At 70.1% G+C, this 14023-nt stretch carries 14 protein-coding genes; all 14 read left to right on the forward strand.

The window, feature by feature from the left end; all coding sequences use genetic code 11:
- The first annotated feature begins 185 nt into the window (after window positions 1-185).
- On the forward strand, window positions 186-2594 hold the full coding sequence (locus tag HUA76_RS35160) for an ABC transporter permease (protein ID WP_174463304.1): 2409 nt from the start codon (window positions 186-188) through the stop codon (window positions 2592-2594).
- Window positions 2595-3267: 673 nt separating this feature from the next.
- Window positions 3268-4794, forward strand: coding sequence for a phage tail sheath C-terminal domain-containing protein (locus tag HUA76_RS35165; protein WP_174463305.1), 1527 nt, complete (start codon window positions 3268-3270; stop codon window positions 4792-4794).
- 14 nt (window positions 4795-4808) lie between these two features.
- The gene (locus tag HUA76_RS35170) at window positions 4809-5336 is read left to right on the forward strand and encodes a phage tail protein (RefSeq protein WP_141649251.1); all 528 of its coding nucleotides are present in this window, start codon (window positions 4809-4811) and stop codon (window positions 5334-5336) included.
- Window positions 5337-5350: 14 nt separating this feature from the next.
- Window positions 5351-6082 carry a phage baseplate protein gene (locus tag HUA76_RS35175; protein WP_174459155.1) on the forward strand — a complete coding sequence of 244 codons (732 nt, stop codon included), beginning with the start codon at window positions 5351-5353 and terminating at the stop codon, window positions 6080-6082.
- A complete protein-coding gene (locus HUA76_RS35180; RefSeq protein ID WP_174463306.1) occupies window positions 6079-7227 on the forward strand; it encodes a hypothetical protein in 1149 nt (382 codons plus the stop codon). The genes HUA76_RS35175 and HUA76_RS35180 overlap by 4 nt, the downstream gene beginning before the upstream one ends.
- Entirely contained in the window at window positions 7224-8426 is a 1203-nt protein-coding gene (locus HUA76_RS35185; RefSeq protein WP_174463307.1) for a DUF4255 domain-containing protein, read from the forward strand. The genes HUA76_RS35180 and HUA76_RS35185 overlap by 4 nt, the downstream gene beginning before the upstream one ends.
- A complete protein-coding gene (locus HUA76_RS35190) occupies window positions 8423-10417 on the forward strand; it encodes an ATP-binding protein (RefSeq protein ID WP_174463308.1) in 1995 nt (664 codons plus the stop codon). The genes HUA76_RS35185 and HUA76_RS35190 overlap by 4 nt, the downstream gene beginning before the upstream one ends.
- Entirely contained in the window at window positions 10414-10677 is a 264-nt protein-coding gene (locus HUA76_RS35195) for a hypothetical protein (protein WP_174459151.1), read from the forward strand. The genes HUA76_RS35190 and HUA76_RS35195 overlap by 4 nt, the downstream gene beginning before the upstream one ends.
- Before the next feature lie 4 nt (window positions 10678-10681).
- Window positions 10682-11326 carry a hypothetical protein gene (locus HUA76_RS35200; protein WP_174463309.1) on the forward strand — a complete coding sequence of 215 codons (645 nt, stop codon included), beginning with the start codon at window positions 10682-10684 and terminating at the stop codon, window positions 11324-11326.
- Between the two features lie 24 nt (window positions 11327-11350).
- Window positions 11351-11641, forward strand: coding sequence for a hypothetical protein (locus HUA76_RS35205; protein ID WP_141646218.1), 291 nt, complete (start codon window positions 11351-11353; stop codon window positions 11639-11641).
- Window positions 11642-11648: 7 nt separating this feature from the next.
- On the forward strand, window positions 11649-12791 hold the full coding sequence (locus tag HUA76_RS35210) for a hypothetical protein (protein WP_174463310.1): 1143 nt from the start codon (window positions 11649-11651) through the stop codon (window positions 12789-12791).
- Entirely contained in the window at window positions 12788-13336 is a 549-nt protein-coding gene (locus HUA76_RS35215; protein ID WP_141646216.1) for a phage baseplate assembly protein V, read from the forward strand. The genes HUA76_RS35210 and HUA76_RS35215 overlap by 4 nt, the downstream gene beginning before the upstream one ends.
- 2 nt (window positions 13337-13338) lie before the next feature.
- The gene (locus tag HUA76_RS35220) at window positions 13339-13662 is read left to right on the forward strand and encodes a hypothetical protein (protein ID WP_174463311.1); all 324 of its coding nucleotides are present in this window, start codon (window positions 13339-13341) and stop codon (window positions 13660-13662) included.
- A 3-nt stretch (window positions 13663-13665) separates the two neighbouring features.
- Window positions 13666-14022, forward strand: a complete 357-nt coding sequence (locus tag HUA76_RS35225) for a GPW/gp25 family protein (protein ID WP_141646214.1) — start codon at window positions 13666-13668, stop codon at window positions 14020-14022.
- Window position 14023: the final 1 nt, after the last annotated feature.

Genomic DNA, 14023 nt, shown 5'->3' on the forward strand with positions numbered 1-14023 from the left:
CATGACCCGCGAGCCCGTCTCCCAACAATAACGGGTCCATGCCTCGCGAGTGGCCGCTCCTGGGAATCCCCTGTGCCACATCCGGACACCCTGGCGTGGAGACCCGACACGCTCAGCGGGCAAGCCCGCCTCCCTCCTCCCACCGAGCGCCGTGGCGCTAGAGTTGCACCAGCGCCGCCCCCCTCATGCCCCCACTCCTCCAGGACGTTCGTCTTGCGCTGCGCCGAATGCTGCGCGAGCGCGCCTTCTCCCTGGTGGTGGTGGCCACGCTCGCACTGGCCATCGGCGCGACCACCGCCGTCTTCAGCGTCGTCTATCAGGTGATGCTGCGACCGCTGCCCTACGCCAAGCCCGAGCAACTGGTGCGCCTCTATCAGTCGAGCGCGCAGCGGGAGCGACTGGGCGTCAGCCACCTCATGCTGCAAGCCTGGCGCGAGCACGTCCGGGCCTTTCAGCAGGTGGAGGGACTGGCGCTCTGGGACCGCACCCTCACGGGAGATGGCACCGCGCCGGAGCGGGTGCGCACTGGCCGCGCGACGGCGGGACTCCTGTCGATGCTCGGTGTGCAGCCGATGCTCGGCCGAGCCTTCGGGCAGGACGACGCGGCGGCGGGCCAGGATGACGTGGTGCTGCTCGGCCACGGCCTCTGGCAGCGCCGCTTCGGAGGACTGCCAGCCGCGCTGGGACAGAGCCTCATGCTCGACGGCAGGCCCCACACCGTGGTGGGCGTGATGCCCGCGTCCTTCCGCTTCGCCCCCGATGTGGACCTGTGGAAGCCGCTCGTCCTGGAGCCCGGCTGGGAGGCCCAGCACCCCGGTGACGTCACGCTGCGCGTGGTGGGCCGACTGGAGACGGGGACGCCGCTGGACACCGCACGCAAGGAACTGGAGGCCGTAGCGGCACGGCTGGCGCGTGAGCCCGGGATGACGGGCCAGCCGCCCGGTGTGCGACTGGTGCCCTTGCATGAGCTGGTGGTGGAGGGAGCCCACGAGCGGCTGTGGCTCCTGTCCGGCATCGTCGCGCTGGTACTGCTCGTGGCCTGCGCCAACGTGGCCAACCTGCTGCTCGCGCGGGCCAGCTCACGCGAGCGCGAGGTCTGCGTGCGCGCGGCGCTGGGCGCGGGTCGGTGGCAGTTGGCGCGACAGTTCCTGGTGGAGAGCGCCCTGCTGGCCCTGGCGGGAGGCGCCTCGGGACTGCTGCTCGCGCTGTGGGGCCTTGACCTGCTGCGGCTGCTCATCCCCCAGGGCGTGCTTACTCCCGAGAGCCTGCGGCTGGAGCCCCATGTGCTCGCCATCGCGTTCGGCGTCTCGCTGTCCACCAGCCTGCTGTTCGGGCTCGTGCCGGCAATGCGCGCGGCGCGGGCGGAGGCCCTGGGGGCGCTGGGCGTGGCGCGCGGCGGTCGGACACTGACCGGCTCCGGGCGACTCCGCGCGCTCCTGGTCGTCGCCCAGGTGGCGCTGGCCCTGGTGCCCCTCGTCGGCGCGGGGCTGATGCTGCGCACGCTGCGCGCGCTGCACGAGGCACCGCTGGGCTTCGAGCCTCGGGACGTCATCGCCACGGACGTGCTGCTCCCCGGCAACAAGTACGAGGACGACGCGAGGAAGCAACTCGCCCTCTCCTCGCTGGTGGAGAACGTCCGGGCGATTCCGGGTGTGTCCTCGGCGGCGCTGGCCAGCACCGTGCCCTTGTGGGGACGCAACGGCGTCAGCTCCTTCCTGCTCCCCGGCGAGTCCGCGTCAGCGGCTGACACGCGCGAGCTGGCCACGTTCCGCACCGTGAGCGAGGGCCTCTTCGAGACACTGGGAATCGCCCTGAAGGAAGGACGCCCTCTCGCGGACACGGACACCGCGAGCGCGCCCCGGGTGATGGTGGTCAACGAGACCTTCGCGCTCCACCACTTCCCGGGCGGGCACGCGCTGGGCAAGCAGGTGAAGTTGACGATGGACGGCGAGGACTTCCGCGAGGTGGTGGGCGTGGTGCGGGATGTCCGCCACGGCTCCGTCGGTGAGACGCCCCAGGCGGAGGTCTACCTCCCCATGAACCAGTTCGCGTCGCTGTACATGGTGCTCGTCGTGCGCTCTTCGGCGCGGCTGGACGCGCTGGTCCCCATCCTGCGCGAGCGGTTCCGCGCGGTGGACCCGGACCTGCCACTGGGCACCGTGCGGGAGATGGAGGAAGTCGTCGAGGCGAGCCTCGGCACCACGCGCGTGCTGGGAGGACTGCTGGCGCTGCTCGCGGGCCTGGGATTGTCCCTGGCGGGCGTGGGCCTCTATGGCGTGGTGGCCTATTCGGTCAGCCAGCGGACCCGGGAGCTGGGCATCCGCATGGCCCTGGGAGCAACGGACTCCCAGGTCCTGCGGCTGGTGGTCGGCCAGGGCGCGCGTCTGGCAACGGCGGGCGTGGCGGTGGGACTGGTGGGCGCCGCCCTGCTCGCGCGAAGCCTGTCTGGAATGCTCTACGGCGTGCGCGCCTTCGACGCGGTGACGTTCCTGGCCGTTCCCGGCCTGCTGGGAGTCGTGGCATTGCTCGCGAGCTGGTTGCCCGCGCGCCGCGCCCTCCAGGTCTCTCCCAGCGAGGCGCTTCGCTCGGAGTAGGAGTCTCGACGGGCTACATGCAGGTCGGAAACTCCTCGCAGATGCAGTGCGGGCCAAGCTGGAAACATCGATAGAAACAAGAACAGCCCTCATCGTCGCACTGGTTTTGACACGCCTCCGCGCCAGCCTCGGCCTGCGCCGGGTGGAGTACGCCCAACACACCTCCGGCCACGACTCCCACGACAAAGACCCACTTCTGGAATCCCTTGCGCATGACAAGCCTTTCGATGGGAACGGCTCGCCAAAGCTAACACCACGCATCCCCGCGCATCCACGGAGGAAACCTGTCATCCAGCAGACAAAGAACGAGCCATGTGCGACGGCTCATACCCCTGTATTGGATTGGCAATACCCACCCAACCCGTGACACATCGAGCCAACTACGTATGATCCACTAGACCGGAATGAATGACTTTCCGTTGGGTTTCTGGCACAGTCTCAATACGACGTTGAGGAAGCTCGTAACAGGCTTCCGGTAGCGAGGGGGGTCGACCGGTTTCACGCGCATGGATTTGCCGCCACGGCATCAGTTGCCGTCCTCCCCATACAGACGGATGTGACACAGCCGTACGGGGTGCCCCCGTGAACACGGGAGTGCGCCGTGCGCAGGAAGGGCTCTTGCCTCGCGACGTGAGGGGCGGAGTTGACGAACCCGCAGAGGGAGGAGTCGTCCATGCCGGCAGCTCTCAGTTATCCGGGCGTCTATATCGAGGAAGTTCCCAGTGGGGTCCGCACCATCACCGGGGTGCCCACATCGATTACCGCCTTCGTGGGACGCGCGCAGCGCGGGCCGGTGAACGAGCCGGTCATCTGCAACGGATACGGCGACTTCGAGCGCTCCTTCGGAAGCCTGTGGGAAGACAGCTCGATGAGCTACGCCGTCCGCGACTTCTTCCTCAATGGAGGCGGACAGGCCGTCATCGTCCGGCTGGACAACGGCGGTGAGACGGCGGAGCTGAACCTCACCAACTCCGGCAACACAACGCTGCTGGCCGCGAACCCGGGAGCCTGGGGCGGCAAGCTCAGCGTGGTGGTGGACCACAACACGAAGAAGACCGGCGACCCGGCCGTCGACGCGCTGCTCTTCAACCTCACCATCACCGACACGGGCACCCGCGCGGTGGAGAAGTTCATCAACCTCTCCATCGACCCGGCCAGTCCCCGCTACTTCCCCACCGTGCTGGAGCAGGGCTCCGCCCTCGTCCGGGTGGGCACGCTGCCCAACCCCGCCGTGCGCCCCGAGGAAGGCACGAAGACGCCCGCACCCGCGGACCAGGGCACGGATGGCGCCACGCTGACCATCACCCAGTTCACCACCGGCCCGAACCTGCGCACCAACAAGGAGGGGCTGTACGCGCTGGAGAAGGTGGACGTCTTCAACCTGCTGTGCATCTCACCGCACGCGCTGGACGGAGACATCGAACCGGGGCTGGCGACGGACGCGGCGGCCTACTGCGAGGAGCGGCGCGCCGTCTTCATCGCGGACCCGCCCGTGGCCTGGGACAGCGTCGCGGACGCGGTCTCCGGCTTCAACAGCAGCAGCCTGCGCAGCAAGAACGCGGCCCTCTACTTCCCGCGACTGGTCCAGGCCAACCCGCTGCGTGAGAACCAGCTGGAGATCTTCGCCCCCTGCGGCGCGGTGGCCGGGGTCATCGCCCGCACGGACACCCAGCGGGGCGTGTGGAAGGCTCCCGCGGGCCTGGACTCGCTCCTGACGGGCGTGCCGAAGCTGAGCGTGCCCCTCACGGACCAGGAGAACGGCCAGCTCAATCCGCTGGGCGTCAACTGCCTGCGCTCGCTGCCAGCCGCGGGCCGCGTGGTGTGGGGCGCGCGCACCACGCGCGGCAATGACCTGCTGGCCGACGAGTGGAAGTACCTGCCGGTGCGCCGGCTGGCGCTCTACATCGAGGAGAGCCTCTTCCGGGGCATCCAGTGGATCGTCTTCGAGCCCAACGACGAGCCGCTCTGGTCGCAGATCCGCCTCAACGTGGGCGCCTTCATGCAGAACCTCTTCCGGCAGGGGGCCTTCCAGGGCCAGTCGCCCCGCGATGCGTACTTCGTCAAGTGCGACAAGGAGACCACCACGCAGAACGACATCAACCTCGGCGTGGTCAACATCGTCGTGGGCTTCGCGCCGCTCAAGCCGGCCGAGTTCGTCGTCCTCAAGCTCCAGCAGATGGCCGGCCAGGTCGCGGCGTAAAGGAGACCCATTCCATGGCTCAGTTCAGCGTCAACGCTCTGCGTTTCGACCCGTACAAGAACTTCAAGTTCCGCGTGAAGTGGGATGGCCGCTACGTCGCGGGGGTCAGCAAGGTGGGCGCGCTCAAGCGCACCACGGAGGTCGTCAAGCACCGCGAGGGTGGCGACCCCAGCAGCAGCCGCAAGTCCCCGGGCCGCAGCGAGTACGAGGCCCTCACCCTGGAGCGCGGCGTCACCCACGACACCGAGTTCGAGCGGTGGGCCAACAAGGTCTGGAACTACGGCTCCGGCCTGGGCGCCGAGGTGTCCCTCAAGGACTTCCGCAAGGACATCATCCTGGAGGTCTACAACGAGGCCGGACAGCTCGCCATCTCCTACAAGCTCTTCCGCTGCTGGGTGTCGGAGTACCAGGCGATGCCGGACCTGGATGCCAACGCCAACGCGGTGGCCATCCAGACGCTCAAGCTGGAGAACGAGGGCTGGGAGCGCGACTACGACATCGCCGAGCCCACCGAGCCCAGCTTCAACGAGCCCAACCCCTGACCCGCTGAGGCTCCATGCGCTCGCTGACGGCTTCTGAGCTGCTGGGCGCATGGGAGGCGGGCCACCCGCACTCCGCGCCCGGACGCGCGCTCGCGCTCCTGTGCGCCGCGTGGCCGGAGCGGAGTCCGGGAGAGCTGGCGCGGCTCCCGGTCGGCGTCCGGGACTCGCTGCTGTTGGCGGCGCGAGAAGGCACGTTCGGCTCAACGCTCGTGGGGCTGGTGTCGTGTCCGCCGTGCGGTGAGCAGGTGGAGCTGGCCTTCGAGGTGGGTGACATCCAGGTGCCGCAGGGCGCTCCTCCGCCAGAGGTGCTGGAGGTGGAGCACGCGGGCCACGCGGTGCGGTTCCGGTTGCCGGACAGCCGGGACCTGGCGGCGCTCGCGGCGGGACGCGGCGGCGCGGGGCGAGAGGGCGTGCTGGCGCGGTGTGTGGTGGAGGCACATCGGGAGGGGGCACACGTGGACACAAGGGCGCTGCCGGAGGACGTGATTCGCGCCATCGCCGACGCGATGGAGACCGCGGACCCGCAGGCCCGGGTGGAGCTGTCCACCACGTGTCCCGCCTGCGGGCACCACTGGCTCGCGGCGTTCGACATCGCCGAGTTCTTCTGGAGGGAAGTGGAGGCGTGGGCCCAGCGCACCCTGCGCGACGTGCACACGCTGGCAAGACAGTACGGCTGGTCCGAGGAGCACATCCTGGGGATGAGCCCGTGGAAGCGGCAGCGCTACCTGGAGCTTGCGGGGACATGAGCGACTACTTGAGCCATCTGGTGGCACGTCAGTACCGCCCCACCGAGGGTGTCCGGCCGCGCATCACCTCGTACTTCGCACCCGAGGCGCAGACCGTGGAGCAAGACGAGGCGTCCCTCGTCCGCGTTGACACGGAGCACGAGCAACCCGGCGCCCTGCCCCGCGCCCCCATCGGTCCAGTCCGGCCCCGACGCGAACCTTGGAGCGTGGTGGGGCAAACTCTCTCGGAGGCGCGGAGCACGGGCCGCCCGGGGCTCGTCGAGACTCCGGGCACCGTCGAGCCGGGGAGCTTTCCAGGTGGTGGGACACGGGGCGCGTTGAGCCAGGTGCTCGACACGTCTCGCGGCGCGCCGGGTTCAGCGCCCGACGAGGCCCAGGCAGGAGGGATGGGCCCGCGCGCGGGGAGCTTCCCCAGTCCCACCGGAGTCACGGCGGCGTCCCACGTGCGCGTCGACGAGGCACCGGGCCACGCGGGGCAGGAGGCGCCGACGGGCGCGCCCTCTCTCCCGTTCGAGTCACGCGCGAGTTCACTCACGACTCGCACCAGCTCCGTCATCCAGCGCAGCGGCGTCGCGCATGGGGGCTCGCCCGCGCGCGAGGCGTCGCCTCTCACCGAGAGACTCGTTGCGGGTGCGGCACCGCGCACGGACCTTCGCTCCGTGGCGCCGACGACACCCGGGGCCGTGACTCCGACGAGGAGCCCTGACGCATTCGCCGCGGTGCAGGTGGAGCACGCGAGGGACGGACAGGGGGCTGTCGCGCGGCCCTCCAGCGCACCGGCGGAGTCCCCGTTGGAGCAGGAGCGCTCGCGCACCTTCACGACTTCGGAGCAGGGTCCGTTCGACGCGCGACCTGTCACGTCGGCGGTGGGGCGCGCCCGGGCGCTGAGCGTGGCGCTGGAGACGTCGGCACCCGCTCCGTCCGCGCGGTCCTCCACGGGGACGACGCGGCAGGAGTCGGCCGAGAGTCCGGCTTCGAGGAACACGTCGCTGGCCCCCGCGGAACCGGTCATCCAGGTCACCATCGGCCGCATCGAGGTCCGCGCGGTGACGCCCGCCGCGCCCGCCAGGAGCGCGCCCACGCGGCCCTCACCGTCGCCGTCGCTCGAGGAGTACCTCGCGCGCCGCAACGGAGGTGGACGGTGAGCAACTCCCTCTCCATCGCCACGGTGACGGCGACGCTCCGCACGCTCCTCTTCAACCACCTCCAGGTGGACACCCCGGACGTCGCGGTGACGACGCTGCCTCCGGACAAGGCGCGGGCCCGCGACGCCACCCACCACCAGCTCAACCTCTTCCTCTTCCAGGTGAGCCACGACGTCTCGCTGCGCAACATGGAGTTCCCGCCGAAGTCGAAGCCCGGCGAGTCCGGCTTCCCGCCCCTCGCCCTGCGCTTGACCTACGTGCTCACGCCCTACGCGCCGTCCGACGACGACGTGGAGAGCCACAAGCTGCTGGGCAAGGCGATGAACGTCCTCCACGACCATCCGCTGCTCGGGTCCGAGGAGCTGCGCGTCGCGGTGCCCGGCAATGACCTGTACCGACAGGTTGAACGCGTGCGCATCACCTCGGAGCCGCTTTCGCTGGAGGAGCTCTCCAAGCTCTGGACCATGTTCCAGACGCAGTACCGCGTGTCCGTCGTCTACCAGGCCTCGGTGGTGCTCATCGAGAGCACGCGCCCGCACCGCGCCCCCCTGCCCGTGCTGCGGCCGGTGCTGACCGTCCTGCCCGACACGCTGCCGCCCTTTCCACTCCTCGAAGCCGTCACGCCACCGCAGCAACAGGCGAGCGCGCGGCTGGGGGATGTGCTGGTCCTCACCGGGCAGTACCTCGCCGGGGGCACCGTGGGGGTGCGCTTCTCCCATCCGCTCTGGACCACGCCGGTGACCCGGCCCGCCACGGACGTCACGGCCTCGCGACTGACGGTGGCCATTCCGAACGACGCTGTCGGCTGGCCCTCGGGCACCTATGGGGTGTCCGTGGTCATCACCGACGCGAACAATGTGGAGCACACCACCTCCGCGCTGCCGCTGACGCTCGCGCCCCGCCTCACCTCCATCACCCCCAACCCCGCCCCGCGCGGACCCGGCGACGAGGTGACGCTCACCCTCACCTTCCAGCCTCGGGCCCGCCCGGAGCAGCGCGTCTCTTTGCTCCTCGGCGGCAAGGAAGTGCCCGCCCCGGAGCGCGCCGTGCCGGTGGACAACATCAGCTTCACCGCGCGGGACGTCTCCGCCGGTGACCACTTCGTCCGACTGCGGGTGGACGGCGTGGACTCGCTCCTCATCGACCGGACCCAGACGCCCCCGGTGTTCGACGTGTCCCAGCGGGTGACCGTCACATGAGCCTCCCGCTCCCCCACTCCTGGCAGGCAGCCAACCAGCGACAGCTCGCCGCCGCGCTCGCCGTGGTGCGCGCGCGATTGCTCCAGCATGCGCTCGTCCAGCAAGAGGGGCCGCCCGAGCAAGTCCGGGACGTCGAAGCCGCCCTCGCCGCGCTCACCGCGGCCGAGTCGATGATGCCGGCGCCCTCCGCGCTGGAGAGCCTGTGCGACGCCTTCCGGCTGTCGGCTTTCGAGCGCGACCTCCTGCTGTGCTGCGCCAGCCTGGAGCTGGGCACGGGCTTCGGTCCCCTGTTCGCCGCGATGAACGGGGACCCGCGTCGGACGTGGCCGACTTTCGGACTGGCCCTGGCCGCGCTGCCCGGAGCGCACTGGAGCGCGCTGACACCCGTGGCGGCACTGCGGCGCTGGGAGCTGGTGTCCCTGGCCCCGGGCGAGCAGCTCACCACCAGCCCGCTGCGCATCGACGAGCGCATCCTCCACTACCTCGCGGGCCTGTCGTACCTGGACCGGAGGCTGCAGGAGTTCCTCACGCCCGTGCCCGTGCCGGGAGCCCTGCCGCCCTCACACCAGGAGCTCGCGGAGCGCCTGCGTCGGCTGTGGGAGCGCGAGCCCCCGGCGGGCGCGCCCTCTCCCGTGGTCCAGCTCTGTGGCGTGGAGCCAGAAGGAGCCCAGGCCATCGCCAGCGCCGCGTGCGCGTCCCTGGGCCTCCAGCTCCACGTGGCCCGCGCGGGCCTGCTTCCCTCGGGCGCGGAGGAGCGGGCGACGCTCGCCCGGCTGTGGGAGCGCGAGGCGCTGCTCCTGGGGAGCGGCCTGCTGCTGGAGTGTGACGAGAGCACCGGGGCCGAAGCCCTCCGACTGGCCACGGCCTTCGCGGAGCGGCTCCAGGGCATGGTGCTCATCTCCGCCCGGGAGCCCCTGCGACTGCGCCACCGGGCCTCGCTCCAGTTGGACGTGAAGCGGCCCACGCGCGGAGAGCAGCAGGTGCTCTGGATGCAGGCGCTCGGCTCGGAGGCGGCTGTCCCGCTCAATGGCGCACTGGAGCGCGTCACCACGCAGTTCGACCTGCCCCTGCGGTCCATCCGCGCCGCCAGCCTCGAGGTCCACGAGCGAGGCCCCTTCCAGGAGGAGGCCTCGCTGGGCGCCGCGCTGTGGGCCGCCTGTCGCGTGCAGTCGCGTCCCCGCCTGGAGGAACTGGCGCAGCGGCTGGAGCCCATGGCGGGCTGGGGCGACCTGGTGATGCCCGCGGACAAGAAGGCCATCCTCCGGGAGATTTGCGCCAGCGTGCGGCAGCGCACGCGCGTGTACGAGACGTGGGGCTTCGCCGCGCGCGGCATGCGGGGCCTGGGCATCAGCGCGCTGTTCTCCGGCGCCAGCGGCACGGGCAAGACGATGGCGGCGGAGGTGCTCGCGCTGGAGCTGGGGCTGGACGTCTACCGCATCGACCTCAGCCAGGTGGTCAGCAAGTACATCGGCGAGACGGAGAAGAACCTGCGCCGCGTGTTCGACGCCGCCCAGGAAGGTGGCGCCATCCTCCTGTTCGACGAGGCGGACGCCCTCTTCGGCAAGCGCACCGAGGTGCGCGACAGCCATGACCGCTACGCCAACATCGAGGTGAGCTACCTGCTCCAGCAGATGGAGGCCTACAGCGGGCTGGCCATCCTCACCACGAACATGAAGGACGCGCTGGACACCGCCTTCCTGCGCCGGCTGCGCTTCGTGTTGCAGTTCCCCTTCCCGGACGCCACCCAGCGCGCGGAAATCTGGCGGCGCATGTTCCCCGCCGCCACGCCCACCGAGGGCCTGGACATGGCGCGGCTGGCCCGGCTCAGCGTCACCGGCGGAAACATCCGCACCATCGCCCTCAACGCCGCCTTCCTGGCCGCCGACGCCAACGAGCCGGTGCGGATGGGCCACCTCCAGCGCGCGGTGCGCTCGGAGTTCAGCAAGCTCGACAAGCCCTTGGCGGAAGCCGAGGTCTCGGGGTGGACATGACGCCACGACGCATCCGCCTGCACATCGACGAGCTGGTGCTCCACGGCATCGCCCCCGCCCACCGCGAGCAGGTGGGAGAGGCCGTGCGACAGGAGCTCACGCGGCTGCTCGCGACAGAGGGGCTGCCACAAGGGCTTGCCGGCGGCGAGGTGGCCCGGCTGGACGCGGGCGCGGTGCACGTGACGCCGCACGCGGCGCCCCAGTCGCTGGGCGCGCAGGTGGCGCGGGCCGTGTACTCGGGCCTGGGACAGGGGAAGTGACGGCATGAGTTCGTTCCCACGCACACCCCGCACGCAGCGAGGCGCCATCGTCGCGGTGGACCCGTTCAACCCCGTCGCGAGCCTGGTGGTGTTCCAATACAACCCGGACACGATGACGCGCACGCTGACGCCCCAGATGTCGGGCGACGGCGGCAATGACCGCACGGAGGCCCTGCGGCTCGCGGGTCCTCCCGTGGAGAACATCCGGGTGGACGTGGAGATAGACGCCACGGACCAGCTCGCCAATGGCGACCCCATCGCGGGAAGCCTGGGCATCTACCCCCAGCTGTCCTCGCTGGAGATGCTCATCTATCCCAAGTCGGCGCAGGTCATCCTCAACGCGGTGCTGATGCAGGTGGGCACGCTGGAAGTGGTGCCCGCCACCGCGCCGATGACGCTCTTCATCTGGGGCCCCAAGCGGGTGCTGCCCGTGAAGCTCACGGAGTTCACCATCACCGAGGAAGCGTTCGACCCGAACCTCAATCCCATCCGCGCCAAGGTGTCTCTGGGGCTGCGCGTCCTCTCCTACAACGACCTGCCCCTCTTGCACCCCGGCTACGCCCTCTTCCTCACGCACCAGGTCGTCAAGGAGGCCATGGCCGTCGTCGGCAGCATCTCCGGCGTCGCCAATGCCTCGCTGCCACGCTGAGCGCCACGCCTCACGGGAGCTTTCATGCTCGACCCCACCAGCCGCTACGCCTCCCTGGAAACCGCCACCCTCACGCTCCCCGACGGGCGCGTGGCGGCCTACAAGCGCCGCCGCTTCATCCCCGCGGGCAATGCCCTGAAGGTCCTCGCCGAAGTCACCGTCACCGAGGGAGACAGGTTGGACCTGCTCACGCACCGCACGCTAGGAGACCCGGAGCACTTCTGGCGCGTCTGCGACGCCAACGACACGCTCAACCCCTTCGACCTGATGCGCGAGACGGGCTCCGTGGTGCGCATCGCCATGCCGGAATTCTGAGCGCGCGATGAGCCTGCTGGGAATCCACCTCACCCTGATGCTGGGCCCCACCGTGGCGGTGCCCGCGCCCGCGTCGTTCATGGAGTCCCTCCAGAACGTGGAGGTCACCCACAACGACGAGGGCCGCTCGGGCTTCCAGCTCACGTTCGGCGTGGGCCGCTCGGGCCCCATGCACCTCCTGGACTACGGGCTGGTGGGCCACCCGCTGCTCAAGCCCATGAACCGCGTGGTGCTGCTCGTCACCTTCAACGTGATTCCGCAGGTGCTCTTCGACGGGCTCATCACCCACCGCACGCTCACCCCGTCACAACAGCCCGGCGCCTCCACGCTCACAATCACCGGCGAGGACATCAGCACCGCCATGGACCTGGACCAGAAGGTCCACGAGCACCCGGCCCAGGTGGAGCCCATCATCATCGCGCAGCTCGTCCTGAGCTACGCGCAGTACGGCCTGATTCCCGTCATCATCCCGCCGCCCTCGCTGGACGTGCCGCTGCCCATCTACCGCACGCCCGTCTTCCGGGGCACCGACTACGCCTACCTCCAGGAGATGGCGAGCCGCTACGGCTACGTCTTCCAGGTGACGCCCGGCCCCGCGCCGCTGACGAACACCGCGTACTGGGGCCCGCCCAACCGGCTGGGCATTCCCCAGCGGGCCCTGTCGGTGAACCTGGGCGCGCAGACGAACGTCGACTCCATCAACTTCCAGTACAACGCGCTCGCGTCCACGTCCGTGAGCGGGCAGGCCATCGCCTTCGGCCGGGCGCTCCCGGTGAAGACCTTCGCGAGCCTGCGCGTGCCCCCGCTGGCCAGTCAGCCCGCGTTGCTGTCGCAGTCCCGCGTGCGCACCTCGCTGCTTGAGGACGTGCCGGACGGCGCGGGCTACATCGCGGCCTTCGCCCAGGCGCAGGGCCAGACGGATGCGTCCACGGACCAGGTGCTCACGGGCTCCGGGGAGCTGGATGCCACGCGCTACGGCGACATGCTGCGCCCGCGAGGCCTGGTGGGTGTGCGCGGCGCGGGCTTCGAACACGACGGTTTCTTCTACGTGCGCAACGTCACGCACTCCATCCGCCCCGGTGAATACAAGCAGCGCTTCACGCTCTCGCGTGAGGGGACCGGAGCGCTCACCCCTGTGGTGCCGCCATGAGCACGTACTTCGGGAAGTACCGCGGCGAGGTGGTCAACAACATCGACCCGCTGATGATGGGCCGCGTGCAGGTGAAGGTCCCCACCGTGCTGGGCGACAGCCAGTTGGGCTGGGCCATGCCGTGCATGCCCTATGGCGGCAGCGGCAAGGGCTTCTTCGCGGTGCCGCCCACGGGCGCAAAGGTCTGGGTGGAGTTCGAGCGAGGAGACCTCAACTACCCCATCGTCGCCGGCTGCTTCTGGGGCGAGGGCGAAGCCCCGGCCACCCCCGGCCTGCCCACCACCAAGGTGTGGAAGACGGACGCCATCACCCTGAAGCTCGACGACCTGCCCGGCGCGGGCGGGCTGACCATTGAGGTGAGCCCTCCGGCCGTGCCCATGCCGCTCAAGGCCACCTTCACCGCGGCCGGCATCGAAATCGACCACGGGGGGACGGCCAAGGTGGTGCTCAGCGCCACCGGCATCGAGCTGTCGTTCGGCGCCGCCAACATCAAGCTCGGTCCCACGGGCGTCAACGTCAACAACGGCGCGCTGGAGGTCATCTAGCCATGGGAGCCTTCTTCCTCCACGTCGGAGCCACGGTGCTGTGTCCGCACGGGGGCCAGATGCAGACCACGCCCGGCAATCCCCGCGTCAAGGTGGGCGGCCAGCCCGTGGCCACCATGGCGGACCAATATCTCGTGACCGGATGCCCCTTCCCGCCGCAGACGAGTGGCCCCTGCGTGCAGGTGAAGTGGCTGGTGCCCGCCGTGCGCGTGCGCGCGGGAGGCCAGTTCGTCATCCTGCAGAACAGCGTGGGGATGTCCATTGGCGCCGCGCCCCTGGGACCGCCCCAGGTGGTGATGACGCAGGTCCGGGTGAAGGGAACCTGAGCCATGCACATCGCCTTCCCATACCGATTGGATGGACGGGGCCGCACGGCGGACGCGGACCTGGACACGCACGTGCGGCACCTGATTGAGCAGGTGCTCTTCACCTCGCCGGGCGAGCGCGTCAACCGGCCCACGTTCGGCACCGGACTGGGGCAGCTCGTCTTCGCGCCCAACAGCTCCGAGCTGGCCACCGCCACGCAGTTCCTGGTGCAGGGCGCGCTCCAACAGTGGCTGGGAGACCTCATCCAGGTGGAGGCCGTGGAGACGCTCAGCGTGGAGGCCACCCTCCAGGTGACGGTGCGGTACGTGGTGCGCCGCACGCAGCAGCGTCAGACGGCCCGGTTCACGAGGGAGCTCTGAC

Origin of the sequence: Myxococcus sp. CA056 (assembly GCF_013336715.1) — a bacterium.
Classification (GTDB): Bacteria; Myxococcota; Myxococcia; order Myxococcales; family Myxococcaceae; genus Myxococcus; species Myxococcus llanfairpwllgwyngyllgogerychwyrndrobwllllantysiliogogogochensis.

What these genes read in the sequence shown, in the direction of transcription:
- HUA76_RS35160 (WP_174463304.1), top strand. Translation starts at nt 186, where the DNA reads ATGCCCCCACTCCTCCAGGACGTTCGTCTTGCGCTGCGCCGAATGCTG.
- HUA76_RS35165 (WP_174463305.1), top strand. Translation starts at nt 3,268, where the DNA reads ATGCCGGCAGCTCTCAGTTATCCGGGCGTCTATATCGAGGAAGTTCCC.
- HUA76_RS35170 (WP_141649251.1), top strand. Translation starts at nt 4,809, where the DNA reads ATGGCTCAGTTCAGCGTCAACGCTCTGCGTTTCGACCCGTACAAGAAC.
- HUA76_RS35175 (WP_174459155.1), top strand. Translation starts at nt 5,351, where the DNA reads ATGCGCTCGCTGACGGCTTCTGAGCTGCTGGGCGCATGGGAGGCGGGC.
- HUA76_RS35180 (WP_174463306.1), top strand. Translation starts at nt 6,079, where the DNA reads ATGAGCGACTACTTGAGCCATCTGGTGGCACGTCAGTACCGCCCCACC.
- HUA76_RS35190 (WP_174463308.1), top strand. Translation starts at nt 8,423, where the DNA reads ATGAGCCTCCCGCTCCCCCACTCCTGGCAGGCAGCCAACCAGCGACAG.
- HUA76_RS35195 (WP_174459151.1), top strand. Translation starts at nt 10,414, where the DNA reads ATGACGCCACGACGCATCCGCCTGCACATCGACGAGCTGGTGCTCCAC.
- HUA76_RS35200 (WP_174463309.1), top strand. Translation starts at nt 10,682, where the DNA reads ATGAGTTCGTTCCCACGCACACCCCGCACGCAGCGAGGCGCCATCGTC.
- HUA76_RS35205 (WP_141646218.1), top strand. Translation starts at nt 11,351, where the DNA reads ATGCTCGACCCCACCAGCCGCTACGCCTCCCTGGAAACCGCCACCCTC.
- HUA76_RS35210 (WP_174463310.1), top strand. Translation starts at nt 11,649, where the DNA reads ATGAGCCTGCTGGGAATCCACCTCACCCTGATGCTGGGCCCCACCGTG.
- HUA76_RS35215 (WP_141646216.1), top strand. Translation starts at nt 12,788, where the DNA reads ATGAGCACGTACTTCGGGAAGTACCGCGGCGAGGTGGTCAACAACATC.
- HUA76_RS35220 (WP_174463311.1), top strand. Translation starts at nt 13,339, where the DNA reads ATGGGAGCCTTCTTCCTCCACGTCGGAGCCACGGTGCTGTGTCCGCAC.
- HUA76_RS35225 (WP_141646214.1), top strand. Translation starts at nt 13,666, where the DNA reads ATGCACATCGCCTTCCCATACCGATTGGATGGACGGGGCCGCACGGCG.